The organism is Xanthomonas campestris pv. phormiicola, from assembly GCA_025666215.1.
Classification (GTDB): Bacteria; Pseudomonadota; Gammaproteobacteria; order Xanthomonadales; family Xanthomonadaceae; genus Xanthomonas_A; species Xanthomonas_A campestris_A.
Map to the genome: position 1 here is coordinate 1,250,581 of CP102593.1, position 15,410 is coordinate 1,265,990.

General features: G+C 71.5%; 12 protein-coding genes. 8 read left to right on the forward strand and 4 right to left on the reverse strand.

Translation table 11 applies throughout. The features are described from left to right. Position 1: 1 nt before the first annotated feature. From xdhA to xdhC, 3 genes are read left to right on the forward strand one after another with little or no spacing between them, the layout of a single operon-like run. Positions 2-1,471: a xanthine dehydrogenase small subunit gene (gene xdhA, locus NRY95_05095; protein ID UYC17342.1), complete on the forward strand. Its 1,470-nt coding sequence runs from the start codon at positions 2-4 to the stop codon at positions 1,469-1,471. Further along, positions 1,464-3,794 carry a xanthine dehydrogenase molybdopterin binding subunit gene (xdhB, locus tag NRY95_05100; protein UYC17343.1) on the forward strand — a complete coding sequence of 777 codons (2,331 nt, stop codon included), beginning with the start codon at positions 1,464-1,466 and terminating at the stop codon, positions 3,792-3,794. The genes xdhA and xdhB overlap by 8 nt, the downstream gene beginning before the upstream one ends. Then, entirely contained in the window at positions 3,784-4,836 is a 1,053-nt protein-coding gene (xdhC, locus tag NRY95_05105; GenBank protein UYC17344.1) for a xanthine dehydrogenase accessory protein XdhC, read from the forward strand. The genes xdhB and xdhC overlap by 11 nt, the downstream gene beginning before the upstream one ends. A 400-nt stretch (positions 4,837-5,236) precedes the next feature. Here the strand turns inward: xdhC and cysK are convergent, their stop codons facing one another. Both cysK and cobA read right to left on the reverse strand, forming a co-directional pair. Continuing rightward, the gene (gene cysK / locus NRY95_05110) at positions 5,237-6,196 is read right to left on the reverse strand and encodes a cysteine synthase A (GenBank protein ID UYC17345.1); all 960 of its coding nucleotides are present in this window, start codon (positions 6,194-6,196) and stop codon (positions 5,237-5,239) included. Between the two features lie 28 nt (positions 6,197-6,224). After that, the gene (gene cobA / locus NRY95_05115) at positions 6,225-7,442 is read right to left on the reverse strand and encodes a uroporphyrinogen-III C-methyltransferase (GenBank protein ID UYC17346.1); all 1,218 of its coding nucleotides are present in this window, start codon (positions 7,440-7,442) and stop codon (positions 6,225-6,227) included. 168 nt (positions 7,443-7,610) lie between these two features. Here cobA and NRY95_05120 point away from each other — a divergent pair, with 168 nt between their 5' ends. Next, positions 7,611-8,594, forward strand: a complete 984-nt coding sequence (locus NRY95_05120; protein ID UYC17347.1) for a LysR family transcriptional regulator — start codon at positions 7,611-7,613, stop codon at positions 8,592-8,594. 219 nt (positions 8,595-8,813) lie between these two features. Beyond that, positions 8,814-9,401: a phospholipid scramblase family protein gene (locus tag NRY95_05125; protein UYC17348.1), complete on the forward strand. Its 588-nt coding sequence runs from the start codon at positions 8,814-8,816 to the stop codon at positions 9,399-9,401. A gap of 49 nt (positions 9,402-9,450) precedes the next feature. Here the strand turns inward: NRY95_05125 and NRY95_05130 are convergent, their stop codons facing one another. Beyond that, positions 9,451-10,659 (reverse strand): GAF domain-containing sensor histidine kinase, encoded by a 1,209-nt coding sequence (locus tag NRY95_05130; GenBank protein UYC17349.1) that lies wholly within the window; start codon positions 10,657-10,659, stop codon positions 9,451-9,453. A 197-nt stretch (positions 10,660-10,856) separates the two neighbouring features. Further along, complete coding sequence (locus NRY95_05135) at positions 10,857-11,117, reverse strand: hypothetical protein (GenBank protein UYC17350.1); 261 nt, start codon at positions 11,115-11,117, stop codon at positions 10,857-10,859. Between the two features lie 142 nt (positions 11,118-11,259). Here NRY95_05135 and NRY95_05140 point away from each other — a divergent pair, with 142 nt between their 5' ends. The 3 genes from NRY95_05140 to NRY95_05150 all read left to right on the forward strand — a co-directional run bounded on the left by NRY95_05140 (position 11,260) and on the right by NRY95_05150 (position 15,253). After that, complete coding sequence (locus NRY95_05140; protein ID UYC17351.1) at positions 11,260-11,637, forward strand: DUF2946 family protein; 378 nt, start codon at positions 11,260-11,262, stop codon at positions 11,635-11,637. Between the two features lie 137 nt (positions 11,638-11,774). Further along, a complete protein-coding gene (locus NRY95_05145) occupies positions 11,775-13,766 on the forward strand; it encodes a TonB-dependent receptor (protein ID UYC18509.1) in 1,992 nt (663 codons plus the stop codon). Continuing rightward, a complete protein-coding gene (locus NRY95_05150) occupies positions 13,766-15,253 on the forward strand; it encodes a PepSY domain-containing protein (GenBank protein ID UYC17352.1) in 1,488 nt (495 codons plus the stop codon). Before NRY95_05145 ends, NRY95_05150 begins: the two co-directional genes overlap by 1 nt. The last annotated feature ends 157 nt before the right edge of the window (positions 15,254-15,410 follow it).

The following is a 15,410-nucleotide window of genomic DNA, read 5'->3' on the forward strand; positions in this document are numbered from 1 at the left end:
GATGGACGCGGTGCGGTTCCTGCTCGATGGGCAAGTGCTGGAACTGGAGGCGGGCGACCCGACCGCCAGCGTGCTCGATCTGCTGCGCTACCGGCTCGGCCGCACCGGCAGCAAGGAAGGCTGCGCCGAGGGCGATTGCGGCGCCTGCACGGTGCTGGTCGGCGAACTGGCCGGAGCCGACGGCGCCGAGCGGGTGCGCTGGCGCGCGCTCAACGCCTGCATCCTGTTCGTGCCGATGCTCGACGGCAAGGCGCTGCTGACCGTGGAGAGCCTGGCCGCCGGCGGTGCGCTGCATCCGCTGCAGGACGAACTGGTGCAACGCCACGGCTCGCAGTGCGGCTTCTGCACGCCCGGGTTCGTGATGTCGCTGTACGCGCGCAGCATCGGCGCGCTGGGCACCGAACAGGCGGCGCTGGCCGACGTGATCGCCGGTAATCTGTGCCGTTGCACCGGCTATGGCCCGATCCTGGAGGCCGGCGCGGCGGTGCCGGTGGCGCCGCGCGACGATGTGGACACGCTCGCCGGCTTGCGCGCGCTGCGCCGCCGCACCGCGCTGGCGCAAACGCATGCCGATGCGGCCGCCGGCCGCATCCGGCGCAGCGTGGCTCCGCGCAGCGCCGACGAACTGGCGGCGTTGCTGCTGGAACGTCCCGACGCGCGCCTGGTCGCCGGCGCCACCGATGTCGGCCTGTGGGTGACCAAGCAGCAGCGCGTGCTCGACGATGTGGTGTTCATCGGCGACATCCCCGAGTTGCGCCAATTGCACGAAACAGCCGACGGTCTGAACATCGGCGCCTGCGTGCGCTACAGCGAGGCGCATGCCGCATTGGCCGCGCTGCACCCGGCGCTGGGCGAGCTGCTGCGGCGCATCGGCGGGACCCAGGTGCGCAACGCCGGCACCATCGGCGGCAACATCGCCAACGGCTCGCCGATCGGCGACATGCCGCCGGCGCTGATCGCGCTCGGCGCCACGCTGACCCTGCGCCATGGCGACGCGCGGCGCAGCTTGCCGCTGGAGGAGTTCTTCCTGGCTTACGGCCGCCAGGCACGGCTGCCCGGCGAGTTCGTCGAAAGCGTCTATGTGCCGCGCCCGGCGGCCGCCACGCTGTATCGCGTGGACAAGCTCAGCAAACGCTTCGACAGCGATATCTCCGCGGTCTGCGGCGCGTTCGCGCTATGCATCGCCGATGGTGTGGTGACGCAGGCGCGGATCGCTTTCGGCGGCATGGCCGGCATTCCGCAGCGCGCGCCTGGCGCCGAACAGGCCTTGCGCGGTCAGCCGTGGAGCGAGGCAACGCTCGAGGCCGCCGCGGCGACGCTGGCGCAGGACTTCAGTCCGCTCAGCGATGCGCGTGGCTCGGCGGCGTATCGCCTGGCGGTGGCCGCGAACCTGCTGCGGCGGTTGTGGATCGGGCATGCGCATCCGCACGAACCGCTGTCGGTGCTGGCCTTGGAACTGGTCGATGGCTGACGGCCCTGCCACCGCGGATGCGGCGTTGCCGCAGGTGCATCGTTCGCTGCGCCACGACAGCGCGCAGGGGCATGTCAGCGGCCAGGCGCGCTACATCGACGACCTGCCCGAACCGCCGGGCATGCTGCATCTGGCGTTCGGCCTGAGCGAACACGCGCATGCGCGGCTGCTGCGCGTGGACCTGGCGCCGGTGCGCGCGGCGCCCGGGGTGGTGGCGGTATTCGCCGCCGCCGATATTCCCGGCGAGAACAACGTCGCCCCGGTCGCGCACGACGATCCGCTGTTCGCGCGCGACGACGTGCTCTATCACGGCCAGCCGCTGTTCGTCGTCGCTGCCGACAGCCATGCCGCGGCACGGCGCGCCGCGCGGCTGGCGCGGGTCGAGTACGCGCCGCTGCCGGCACTGTTGAGCATCGCCCAGGCGCGCGCCGCCGGTGCGGTGCTGGAACCTGCGCAGCGCATGGCGCGCGGCGGCGACGTCGATGCCGCCCTGGCCGCGGCGCCGCGGCGCTGCAGCGGTGCGCTGGAGATCGGCGGGCAGGAACATTTCTATCTGGAAGGGCAGATCGCCGTGGCGTTGCCCGGCGAGCAGGGCCAGCTGCATGTGCTGTCCTCGACCCAGCACCCGAGCGAGGTGCAGCACCTGATCGCGGAACTGCTCGGGCTTAGTAGCGCCGACGTGACCGTGGAGGTGCGGCGCATGGGCGGCGCGTTCGGCGGCAAGGAGACCCAGGCGGCGGCGCCGGCCGCGGCCTGCGCGCTGGTCGCCGCGCTGACCGGGCGCCCGGCCAAGCTGCGCTACGACCGCGACGACGACATGCGCATCACCGGCAAGCGCCACGACTTCCAGGTCGACTACAGCGTCGGCTTCGACCACGACGGCCGCCTCCTGGCGCTGCGCCTGGAACTGGCCTCGCGCTGCGGCGCCACCACCGACCTGTCGCTGGCGATCAACGACCGCGCGATGTTCCATGCCGACAACTGCTACTGGCTGCCGGTGGTGGAGATCGTCTCGCACCGGCTGCGCACGCACACCGTGTCCAACACCGCGTTCCGCGGCTTCGGCGGGCCGCAGGGCATGCTGGCGATCGAGCGGGTGCTGGACGCGGTCGCCGCCGCGCTCGGCCGCGATGCGCTGGCGGTGCGCCGCGCCAACCTGTACGCGGCGCCGGACCGCAACGTCACCCCGTACGGCATGACCGTGGAGGACAACGTCGCGCCGGCCTTGATCGAGGAACTGGCCGCGCGTGCCGACTACGCCGCACGCCAGGCGGCGGTGGCCGCGTTCAACGCGCGCCACCGGGTGTTGAAGAAAGGCCTGGCGCTGACCCCGGTGAAGTTCGGCATCAGCTTCACCACCAGCCACCTCAACCAGGCCGGCGCGCTGGTGCTGGTCTATGCCGACGGCTCGGTGCAGCTCAACCACGGCGGCACCGAGATGGGCCAGGGGCTGATGATCAAGGTCGCGCAGATCGTCGCCGACGTGTTCGGCATCGGCATCGAGCGCGTGCGCATCACCGCCACGCGCACCGACAAGGTGCCCAATACCTCGGCCACCGCGGCGTCCTCGGGCACCGACCTCAACGGCATGGCCGCCTACAACGCGGCCAGCGCCATTCGCGCGCGGCTGGCGGCGCTGGCCGCCGAACGCGGCGGGGTGGCGCCGGAGCAGGTGCGCTTCGCTGCCGGCAAGGTCGTCGCCGGTGGCCTGGAACTGGAGTTCGGCGTGCTGTGCCGGCAGGCGCACATGGCGCGTATCTCGCTGGCGGCCAGCGGCTACTACGCCACGCCGAAGATCCACTACGACCGCGCCCGCCACCGCGGCCGCCCGTTCTACTACTTCGCCTACGGCGCGGCGCTGAGCGAAGTGGTGATCGACACGCTGACCGGCGAGCACAGGGTGCTGGCGGTGGACGTGCTGCACGATGTCGGCCGTTCGCTGAATCCGGCGATCGACCTGGGCCAGATCGAAGGCGGCTTCGTCCAGGGCATGGGCTGGCTGACCACCGAGGAACTGGTCTACGACGCGCACGGCCGGCTGCTGACCCATGCGCCGTCCACCTACAAGATTCCCACCGCCAGCGATCGCCCGGCGCGGATGGACATCCGCCTGTGGCAGGCCGGCCGCAACGAAGAGGCGACCATCCATCGCTCCAAGGCGGTCGGCGAACCGCCGCTGATGCTGGCGATCTCGGTGTTCTCGGCGCTGACCCAGGCCGTGGCCGCGGCGGTGCCGGGCGCCGGCGTGCCGGCACTGGACGCGCCGGCTACGCCGGAGCGGATCCTGGCCGCGATCGCGGCGGGCAACGCCGATGCGCGCTGACTGGAGCCTGCAGGCCGAAGCGGCGCTGGCGCGGGGTGCGACCGCGCTGGTCACGGTGCTGGCCACCGCCGGCTCGACTCCGCGCGAGGCCGGCACGCGCATGCTGGTGAGCGCCGACGGCAGCATCGGCACCATCGGCGGCGGCGTGCTCGAGTGGCGCGCCTGTGCGCTGGCGCGCGAGCTGCTGGCGCAGCCGCCGGGCAGCTGGCGGGTGCAGGACTATACCCTTGGCGCGCCGGCGCGCGCGCTGCGCTGCGGCGGCGCTTGCGCGGACTGCGCGGGGCACGCCCAGGCCGACGACCTGCTCGGCCAGTGCTGCGGCGGCCGCGTGCGCCTGCTGCTGGAACGGCTGGATCCGGCGCACAGCGACTGGCTGCGGCAGGCGACGCTGGGACGCACGGTGTTGACCCGGCTGTTGCCTGGCCGCCTCGATCACTGCATCAGCGATGCGCCGCCGCAAGCGCTGTCTTTGCGGGCGCCGGCGCCCACGGCCGGCGCGCTGCTGGCGCAGGCGACCGGCGCGCGATGCACGCCGCTGTATCTGTTCGGCGCCGGCCACGTCGGCGTCGCCATCGCGCGTGCGCTGCACGGCCTGCCGTTCGCGCTGGACTGGTTCGATCCGCGCGCGGAGCTGGCCGCCGCCGCCGGTGCGGAGCATCTGCAGGAAGCAGCCATGCTCGCGCGTGCCGGCGCCGCACCGGCCGATGCGATGCTGCTGATCCTGACCCACGATCATGCGCTGGATTACGCGCTCACCGCCGCGGCGCTGAGCGGCGATGCCGGCTTCGTCGGCCTGATCGGCTCGGCCTCCAAGCGCGCACGCTTCCTGTCGCGATTGCGCCACGACGGCCTGGGCGAGGCCGCGCAGGCGCGGCTGACCTGTCCGATCGGCCTGCCCGGGATCGAGGGCAAGGCCCCGGCGGTGATTGCGCTGGCGGTGGTCGCGCAGCTGTTGCTGCGGGCGTCGGCGCTGGACGCGCAGCGTCTGCAGGCGGAGGACGCCGCATCGCTGCCGCCGCGATCCGCGCTCGCCGCGCGCTGACATCGCCATCGTGGAAGCGGCGTTGCGTGGCCTCGGGCGATCGGTCACGACGAACGAAGTGTGGGAGCCTCAGGCTTCGGACACACCCTGTCGGGGCTGAAGCCCCTCCTGCAGTGCACCCAGTTGGCTTGCCGCAAGTCCCTGTAGGAGCAACTTCAGCCGCGACAGGCGAAGCGGTGCGCTTTCGGGTGGCGCAATGCGTCGGGACTGAAGTCCCTCCCACAGTGCATCCAGTTGGCTCGCCGCAAGTCTCTGTGGGAGCGGCTTCAGCCGCGACGAGCGAAGCGGTGCGCTTTCCGACGGCGCAATGCGCCGGAACTGAAGCTCCTCCTACCGTGCACCCGGCTCACGCGCCGCAAGTGCGTGTCGAAGCGGCTGCATTTCCGCGTCGCCACGACGCTTACGGCAGCCCGGCCAGCCAGTCGTCGTCGGAGCCTTCGTTGATGTCGGCGAACAGCGGGGTGGAGAAGTAGCGTTCGCCGGTGTCGGGCAACATCGCCAGGATCACCGCGCCGGGCGTGGCGGTCTCGGCCACGCGCAGCGCGGTGGCCACGGTGCCGCCGCCGGAGATGCCGGTGAAGATGCCTTCCTCGGCGGCGAGGCGGCGCGACACGGCGATCGCGTCGCTGTCCTCCACGCTCAGCACCTCGTCGTAGACCTCGCGGTTGAGCACCTCGGGCACGAAGTCCGGGGTCCAGCCCTGGATCTTGTGCGGCTTCCATTCCTGGCCCTGCAGCAGGGCCGCGCCGGCCGGCTCGGTGGCGGTGATGCGCACGTCCGGGCGGGCGACGCGCAGCACTTCGCCGACGCCGGTGAGGGTGCCGCCGGTGCCCCAGCCGCTGACGAAATGGTCCAGCCGGCGCCCGGCGAAATCGCGCAGGATTTCCGCGGCGGTGGTGCTGCGGTGGTAGGCGGGATTGGCCGGGTTGGCGAACTGGCGGGCGAGGAACCAGCCATGCTGCTTGGCCAGTTCCTCGGCCTTGCGCACCATGCCGCTGCCGCGCTCGGCGGCCGGGGTCAGGATCACCTTGGCGCCGAACGCGCGCATCAGCTTGCGGCGCTCGATCGAGAACGTCTCCACCATCGTCGCCACGAACTTGTAGCCGCGCGCGGCGGCGACCATCGCCAGGGCCACGCCGGTGTTGCCGGAGGTGGCTTCGACGATGGTGTCGCCGGGCTTGAGCAGGCCCTTGGCCTCGGCGTCGAGCACGATCGCCAGCGCCAGGCGGTCCTTGACCGAGCCGCCGGGATTGAACGCCTCGACCTTGACGTACAGGCTCACGTGCGCGGGCGGCAGGCGGTGCAGCTTGACGATCGGGGTGTGGCCGATGGTGTCGAGGATGGTGTCGTAGATGGCCATGCGCAGGGTCTCCGGGAAGGTGTGCGGGTCAGGCGGCGTGGGCCAGGGTAGGCACGGCCGGCTTCGGGAAAGGTGAGGGCGGCGCGGGCAGCGGTGCGGCGCCGAACCAGTGCAGGCCGGTCGCCAGTGCGGCCACTTCGCCCAGGATCAGCAGTGCCGGCGAGCGCAGCTGGTGCGCGCGGGCGGTGTCGGGCAGGTCGGCCAGGGTGCCGACCACCACCCGCTGTTCCGGGCGCGAGCCGTTCTCCACCAGCGCGAACGGGGTGTCGGCGGCGCGGCCGGCGCGCAGCAGGCGTTCGCGCACCGTGTCCAGCCCGGCCACGCCCATGTACACCGCCAGGGTCTGCCGTTCCTGCGCCAGCGCGGCCCAGTCCAGCGTGTCGAACGATTCCTTGCAGTGCGCGGTGACCAGGCGCAGCGACTGCGCATGCTCGCGGTGGGTCAGCGGGATGCCGGCATAGGCCGCGCAGGCCAGCGCCGCGGTGATGCCCGGCACCACCGCGTAGGGCACGCCGTGCGCACGCAGGTATTCCAGTTCCTCGCCGCCGCGACCGAACACGAACGGGTCGCCGCCCTTCAGCCGCACCACGCGGCGGCCGCGCCGCGCATGCTCCAGCAGCAGCGCGTGGATCTGCTCCTGGCGCACGCTGTGGCCGCTGGCCGACTTGCCGACTTCGATCCGCTCGGCGGTGCCAGGCAGCAGGTCCAGGATCGCGGCGCTGACCAGGCGGTCGTGCAGGACCACGTCGGCGCTGCGCAGCGCGTGCAGCGCGTTGAGCGTCAGCAGCCCCGGATCGCCGGGGCCGGCGCCGACCAGGGTCACCGTGCCGGGGCGGAGCGCTTGCGCCTGCGCTGCCGCGGCGGATTCGTCGCGGCCGTTGCCGGCGTCGTCTGCCGACGCCGGCACTGCGGCCGCATCGGCTATGCCAGCCGCGGCCTGCGCCAGCACCCGCTGCGCGGCGGCGGCCTGCAGCGCCTGCCGGTTCACGCCGGGTTCGTCGCTGGCGGCGATCAGGTACCACACCGCATCCAGCCAGGCGGCGTCGAAGCGGCCGCGCAGCCACCGGATGCGTCCGGCGTCGGCCAAGGCCTGCAGCGCCGGGCCCAGCGCCGGCGCACCCAGCCGCGGCACGGCGCCGGCGGCGAGCAGCGCCTGCACCTGGCGCTCGGCCGCGGCACCGCCGCCGACCACCAGCACGGGCCGCTCGCGCAGGTCCGGGTACAACGCAATCGGGGCAGGGCTCACGGCGGTCGCAACGCAGGAAGGAGGTGGGAGGCGTGACCGTAGCGCCGGCTTATAGCCTCCGGAAATGACTTCATGCCTCTACCAGATAGCTTTCGGTTATAAGGTGGGAGGCCCATTTCCACTACAGTCGTGGCTGCTCCCGCCAGGCGGCGCCTCGCCCTCGTTCCGATGACGCTGACCCAACTCCGCTACCTCGTCGCCATCGCCGATGCCGATCTCAACATCACCCTGGCCGCGGCGCGGGTGCACGCCACCCAGCCGGGGCTGTCCAAGCAGCTCAAGCAGCTGGAGGACGAACTCGGCTTCCTGCTGTTCGTGCGCAAGGGCCGCAGCCTGGAGACGGTGACCCCGGCCGGTCGCGAAGTGATCGAGCGCGCCCGCGCGGTGCTGGCCGAGGCCAACAACATCCGCACCTACGCCGCCAACCAGCGCCGCGAGAGCCAGGGCCAGCTGACCCTGACCACCACCCACACGCAGGCGCGCTTCGTGCTGCCGCCGGCCGTGGCGCAGATCAAGCAGGCGTATCCGCAGGTCAGCGTGCACCTGCAGCAGGCCGCCGAGAGCGCCGCGCTGGACCTGCTCAGCCAGGGCGACGCGGACATCGCCATCGTCAGCACCGCCGGCAGCGAGCCGGGCGCCGGCATCGCGGTGCCGCTGTACCGCTGGCGGCGGCTGGTGCTGGTGCCGCGCGGGCATGCGCTGGACGTGCCCAAGCGGGTGCCGGACATGGCCGCGCTGGCGGTGCAGCCGCTGATCAGCTACGAATCCTCGACCCGTTCCGGCTCCTCGCTGCAGCGCGCCTTCGCCCGGCTCGGGCTGGAGCCGAGCATCGCCCTGACCGCGCTCGACGCCGACCTGATCAAGACCTACGTGCGTGCCGGGCTCGGCGTCGGCCTGCTCGCGGAAATGGCGGTGCATGCCGGCGACACCGACCTGCGCGCCTGGCCGGCGCCGCCGGAGATCCCCGAATGCATCGCCTGGGCGGTGCTGCCGCGCGACCGCGTGCTGCGCGACTACGCGCTGGAGCTGGTGCACGTGCTGGCGCCGCAGATCGACACCCGCGACCTGCGCCGGGTCATGGAAGGCAACCAGGAACCGGACTGGCCGACCCCGCCGAGCTGGGAAGAGCTGACCCAGACCATCACCAGCTGAGCCGCCGCGCGACTGCAGCCGAGCCGCCGCGCCACTGCGTCTGCGTCGGCCATCGCTGGTCCTGGCGCGGTTGCCACCGCGCTGCGGCCGATCCGTCGTCCGCCATGCCTCGCATCCGGACCGCGCGCGGGGGCCGCCGCCGCGCATCGCCTGCGGCGTTTGCCATCGGTGCGTCGGGCCGTTACGGTGCGCGACCTCTTCTCCACTACAAGGATGTCCATGCACCCCGTCCTCCAGCAGAACCTGTTCTTCGTCAAGGAGCAGGTCGGCATGTTCAAGGCCGCCAACAACTACGACGTGTTCGATCCGCAGAGCAACCAGAAGGTGCTCGAATGCCGCGAGCCGAATCTGGGCGTGTTCACCAGGATCTTCCGGTTCACCGACTACAAGCGCATGACCCCGTTCCAGGTCGAGGTGCGCACCCCGAACGGGCAGAAGGTGCTGACCGTCAGGCGCGGTTTCTCGCTGTTCCTGTCCAAGGTCGAGGTGCTGGACGAGCACGATCGGCTGGTCGGTTCCTTCAGCCAGAAGTTCTTCTCCATCGGCGGCAAGTTCGACGTGCTCGATGCGCGCGAGAAGCTGGTGTGCACGCTGCGCGGCAAATGGACCAGCTGGGATTTCCGCTTCGTGCAGGGCGAGCGCGAACTGGCGCGGGTGGCCAAGAAGTGGGCCGGGCTGGGCAAGGAGCTGTTCACCTCGGCCGACAACTACATGCTCGCGATCGAGAACGCGGTGCCGGCCGAGGACGACGTGCGCATCCTGATCATGGCCGCGGTGCTGTGCATCGACATGGTGCTGAAGGAATAAGCGCCCATCGCCGCGCGCGCCGCAGTCGCTGCGCGTGGCGCCCTTGCGTTCAGGCGTTGGTCGCGCCCGCCAGCGGCAGCGTCACCGAGAAGCGGCTGCCCTGGCCCGGGCGGCTGCGCACCTCGACGCTGCAGCCCAGCGTCTCGGCGGTGCGGCGCACGATCCACAGCCCCAGGCCGAGGCCTTCGCTGCGCGGATCGGCCTGGCGGAACGCCTGGAACAGGGTGCGCAGGCTGTCGCCGTCCATGCCGATGCCGCTGTCGATGATCTCCACCAGCACCCGGTCCCGGCGGCGCCGGCAGCCGATCAGCACCGAGCCGTGCTCGGTGTACTTGACCGCATTGCCGAGCAGGTTGCCGAGCAGCGTGGACAGCAGCATGCCGTGGCTGCGCACGCGCAAGGTGGTCGGCACGTAGCGCAGCCGCAGCCCCTTGGCCGCGGCCTGCGGCCGCCAGGTGTCCACGATCGGGCCGAGCAGGTCGGCCAGGGCGACGTCGCGCAGCACCGGCAGGCTGTGCTCGCCGCCGGCGACCGCGCTGGCGGCCAGGTCGTCCAGGCCGGCGGAGACCTGGTTCAGCGCCTTGCGCGCCTCGTCCAGCGGCAGGCCGCTGGTCGCGTCGAGCTGGCGCTGGACCTTGGCCAGCGCGTAGGCGGCGGTGCGCAGCGGGGTCTTCAGGTCGTGGCCGGCGATGGCCAGCAGGCGGCTGCGGTAGTGGTTGGATTCCTGCGCCAGCGCCAGCGCCTTGCGCAGTTCCAGTTGCGCCATCGCCTGCCGCGCCAGCGCGCGCAGCGCTTCGATCTGTTCGTAGGTCAGCTGCCGCGCGCGCCGGTCGAGCACGCAGACGGTGCCCAGCGGCAGGCCGTCGGAGGTCTTCAGCAAGGCGCCGGCATAGAAATGCAGGCGTTCTGCGCCGGTGACCAGGGGATTGGAGGCGAAGCGCGGATCCTCGCGCGTATCCGGCACCAGCAGCAGGTCGTCCTCGAGCAGCGCATGCGCGCACAGCGACGTGGCCAGCGGCGTTTCCCGGGTGCCCAGGCCGATCTCGCTCTTGAACCACTGCCGCTCGCTGTCGATCAGGTTGACCACCGCGATCGGGGTCTGACAGATCATCGCGGCCAGGCGGGTGATGTCGTCGAAGGCCGGCTCGCGCGGCGTGTCCAGGATCGCGTAGCTGTGCAACGCGTCCAGGCGCAGCGTTTCGTTGCGGGGCTTGGCGGCGCAATAGACCGGGCCGGCGGCGGTTTCGACAGGGGACATGCGACGCGACTCTACGGCGTACAGTGGCGCAGTTTAGGGCAACCCCTTCAGTTTTTGACGACGCCGCTTTCACTCCGGCGCAACGGGCGCAGCAGGGGGAGCCAGCGGCCGCAGGTGTTTCGTTTGGCGACCGTCCCGGTCGGCAAACGCCGGCGGGCGCACCGCTGCGCCCGCCGGGTGGTGCCGCTGCGCGGCGTTCAGGCCGGCATGTCCTCGATCCGCAGGTACACCATGGTCTGGTGGAGCGGAACCCACTTGGGATAGCTTTTGCTCGGAATCATCTGCGTCCCCTCCGCGGGTGAAGTCTGTCGCTTGCCGGCGCACAGGCGCGGCTTCGGTGCAGGCGTCGACACGGCGCCAGTGGGCTTGAGCGCCACGCCGGGCTGTAGGCGGTTCCTGGCGCGGAACTGCGCGATCCAGCACTGCCGTCGCCCCGCGGCTGCGCCGTGCAGCGGCATCGCGCGGCCGCTCGCGGCAGGTTCGCGCGTCTTGTGTCTTGTCGCGCATGCGTCGATGTGTCGCAGGGTCTACCCCGATTGCGGCGGCAGGCCCTAGACTGCCGCGGTGATCCGTCGCCGCCAGCCATCGTCGCTCTGGGCCATGCTCGCCGTCGTGGCGATCGTGCTGATGCTGGCTGCGCCGCTGGTGAGCCGTTGGCAGCAGGCCCGTTCCGGCGCCGCGGCCGAGGCGGTGGCAGGGGCGATGTGCACCAGCCGCGGGCTGCAGGCGCTGCCGCTGCTGCCGATCGCGACGGCGGCGCTGCATGCAGGCATGCACGACGACGGCGCCGGCATGCCGCACGAGCAGGCGTGCGACTACTGCGTGCTCGCCGCGCGCCTGCTGCCGTGGCTGGCGCTGCTGCTGGTGTTGCTGCCCTGGGTCCGCCAGCACGCGCCGCGCGTCGCGCCGCGGATGCTGGCGGTGCGGACCGCCAACTGGCGCGCCCACGCCGCACGCGGGCCGCCGCTGTACTCCTGAAACACGAACGGCTGTTCCTTCGTGCCGTGGCGCCGCCGCGGTGCGTCTTCGTGCTGATGGAGCCATCGATGATCCGTTTCTTTTTCGTACCGCGCATGGCGGCGTACGGCTGCGTCTGTCTTGCGGCCAGCGTGTCCATGCCGGCGCACGCCGCCGACAGCGGCGTGCAACCTCCCGCCGGCGATTCCGCATTGACCCTGGGCAAGGTCCAGGTCAGCGCCGATCCGCTGTCCTTGCCGGCCGCGCGCAGCGTCCTGAGTTCCGTGGACATCCTCGGCGGCGACCTGCTGCAGGACCAGCACGTGGACTACAGCTGGGAGCTGCTGATGCGCGCGCCGGGCGTGCAGGTCACCCAGTTCAAGATGGGCACCGACGCCGGCCGCTTCTCGTTCCGCGGCTTCAACGGCGAAGGCCGGGTCAATGCGGTCAAGCTGCTGATCGACGGCATTCCCAGCAACGACAACGCCGGCGGCATGCCCTACCTGGACGCGGTGTTTCCGCTGAACATCGCCGCGATCGAGATCGTGCGCGGCACCAACGATCCGCGCTATGGGTTGAACGCCATCGCCGGCAGCGTCGATGTGCTGACCCGCAGCGGCGGCAACGACGGCCGCGCCAGCGTCACCGTCGGCAGCTTCGGCACGCGCGAGGTGCAGGCCAGCCAGGGCATCGAACGCGGCGGCTGGAGCCAGAACTATTTCGCCGCCTGGCGCGACAGCGACGGCTATCGCGATCATGCCGACGCGCGCAAGCGGGCTTTCGCCGGCAAGTGGTTCTACACCGCGCCCGACGCCGCCTGGCGTGCCGGCCTCAGTGCGCGCTACTACCGCAACGAAGCGCTGGAAGCGGGCTATCTGGACTACGCCAGCGCGCAACGCGCGCCGCGCAGTTCGCCGGACTATGCGCGCGACGACCGCAGCGAACGCCAGACCGGGCAGGTGAGCCTGCATCTGGACGCGCAGCTGGCCGATGCCGTGACAGGCAGCGCCAAGCTGTACTGGAATCGCTACCAGAACCAGCGCTGGGTGCGCTTCACCGCCGCCGGCGCGCAGCAGGAACGCGATACCGACGAAACCCAGCGCGGTTTCCTGGCCAAGGCCAGCTGGCGTCCCGAGGTCGACTGGGCGGCGTCGTTCGCGCTGGAAGGCGGCATCGACGGGCAATGGCAGGACAACACCTCGCAACGCTATCGCACCGTGGCGCGGGTACGCACCGCGCCGTTGCGCGACTGGGATTTCGACCTGGAGACGCGTGGCGCCTATGTGCAGGCGGTGATCCGCCCGTTCGAGCGCTTGCAACTGATCCCGGCCTACCGCGTGGACTGGGTCGATGGCAGCTTCCGCGACCGTCTCGGCGGCGCGCGCTATCCGGCCTACGCCTACGGCGCGATCAAGCAGCCCAAGCTCAGCGCGGTGTTCGCGCTGACCGCGCAGACCAGCGCCTATGCCAACCTCGGCCGCACCTTCCAGATCGGCAGCGGCAACGGCGCCTACCGCAGCCAGCCCGGCAACCTGGCGCCGTCGTACAACGACGGCTGGGAAGCCGGCTTGAAGTTCGCCGACGCCAGGCGGCTGGACGCGCGCATCGCCTATTGGGAGCAGCGCGCCTCCGACGAGGTGGCGACCATCCTCGGCGTCAACGGCAGTGTCGGCAGCGGCGAGGTCGGCAACGTCGGCAAGACCTTGCGCCGCGGCTGGGATGCGCAGCTGAACCTGCGTGCGGACGAACGCTGGACGCTGTGGCTGGCCTATTCGCGGCAGCGCGCGGTCATCGTCACCCCCGATCCGAGCGCGCCGGCCACGCGCGGCAAGGAGATCGAGAACGTGCCGCACTCCCTGGCCAGCGCCGGCATCGACTGGCAGGCCACGCCGCGGCTGAAGCTGTCGGCCTGGGGCAATACGCAGGGCGACTACTACGTGGAGCGCAGCAATACGCTGGGCCGCTACGGCGGCTACGCGCTGGCCAACGTCGGCGCGAGCTGGACATGGCGCGCGCAGCGCGAGCTGTCGCTGCAGTTGAAGAACCTGACCGATCGCCACTACGTCTACGCCTGGTACGACAGCGGCTCGTCGGGCTACTCGCCGGGCGACGGCCGCGCGCTGTACGCCAGCCTCAGCTGGGGCTGGTGATGGCGATGCCGAACCCGGACGCGGCCGCGCCGGCGCGGTTCTATCGCGCGGTGTGGCGCTGGCATTTCTATGCGGGCCTGTTGGTGCTGCCGCTGCTGGCATGGCTGGCGCTGACCGGTGCCGCGTTCGTCTACCAGCAGCCGATCGATGGCTACTTCCACCGTGCGCTGAAGACGGTGCAGGTACCGATACAGGCCAATGTCGCCGCGCCGCAGCGCCTGCTCGACGCGGCGCTGGCGGCGCAGCCCGGGCAGGCATTGCGCTACACCACGCCGCTGCGGCGCGACGCGTCGGCGGAAGTGACCGTGGGGACCGCCGATGGCCGCCGCGTGGTGGTGTACGTGGATCCGTACCGGGCGCGCGTGCTGGGCAGCCTGCCCGAGCACGGCACCGTGGCGTGGACGATCCGCCGCCTGCACAGTCTCGCCCTGGTCGGGCCGTGGGCCAGCGCGCTGATCGAAGTGGCCGCGGGCTGGGCGATCCTGCTGGTGCTGACCGGCGTCTACCTGTGGTGGCCGCGCGGCCGCCGTGGCGGCGTCACGACGGTGCGTGGGCGGCCGCCGCAGCGCGTGTTCTGGCGCGATACGCATGCGCTGACCGGCAGCGTGGCCGGGGCGATGCTGTTGTTCCTGGCGCTGACCGGGATGCCGTGGTCGTGGTTCTGGGGCGCGCAGGTCAACCGCCTCGCCAATGGCCACCACTATGGCTATCCGGCGGGTCTGCGCGTGGACGTACCGATGTCCACGCAACGCCTGAGCGACGAAGAGCTGCCGGCCTGGTCGCTGCGCCAGGCGCGGTTGCCGCAGTCGCAGCTGCCGCAGGCTGCGTCGATGCCGATGCCGATGCCCGCGGCGGCGAATGCGGATGCAGCTTCGGCTTCGGCATCGAGCGTGGCGGACAACGGCAACGATGCGCATGCGCAGCATGCCGCGCATGGCGGCATGGCGATGAACGCCATGGATGCGATGGCGCCGGCGCCCGGCGCCATCGGCCTGGACGCGGCGATGGAGCGGTTCCAGGCGCGGGGTATCGCCGCCGGCTACAGCGTGGCGCTGCCGCGCGGCGTGCGCGGCGTGTACACCGCGTCGGTGTATCCGCCGGATCTTGCGCAGCAGCGGGTGATCCACCTCGACCAGTACAGCGGCAAGGTGCTGCTGGACATGCGCTACGCCGACTACGGGCCCATGGCGAAGGCGTTGGAATGGGGCATCAACGTGCACCTGGGGCAGCAATACGGCACGTGCAATCAGCTGCTGCTGATCGTCTCGTGCATTGGCATCGTGCTGTTGTGCGTCAGCGCCGCGCTGATGTGGTGGAAGCGGCGCCCGCCCGGCGGAGTGGGCGTGCCGCCGTTGCCGGCGGACCGGCGTACCTTGCGCGGCGTGCTCGTGCTGCTGGCGATCGGCGGCGCGTTGTTCCCGCTGGTCGGGGTGTCGTTGTTGCTGATGCTGGTGCTGGATTGGTGGTGGGTGGTGCGGCGGGAGTGAGGCGGTGCGGCTGGACACAGGGGGTTTGCGGCGAACTGGCCGGGTGCACTGTGGGAGGGACTTCAGTCCCGACGGCGTCCGAAGCCGGAAGGTTCATCGCGTCGCTCGTCGCGACTGAAGTCGCTCCCACAGGAGAGTTGCGGCGAGCTGGCCGGGT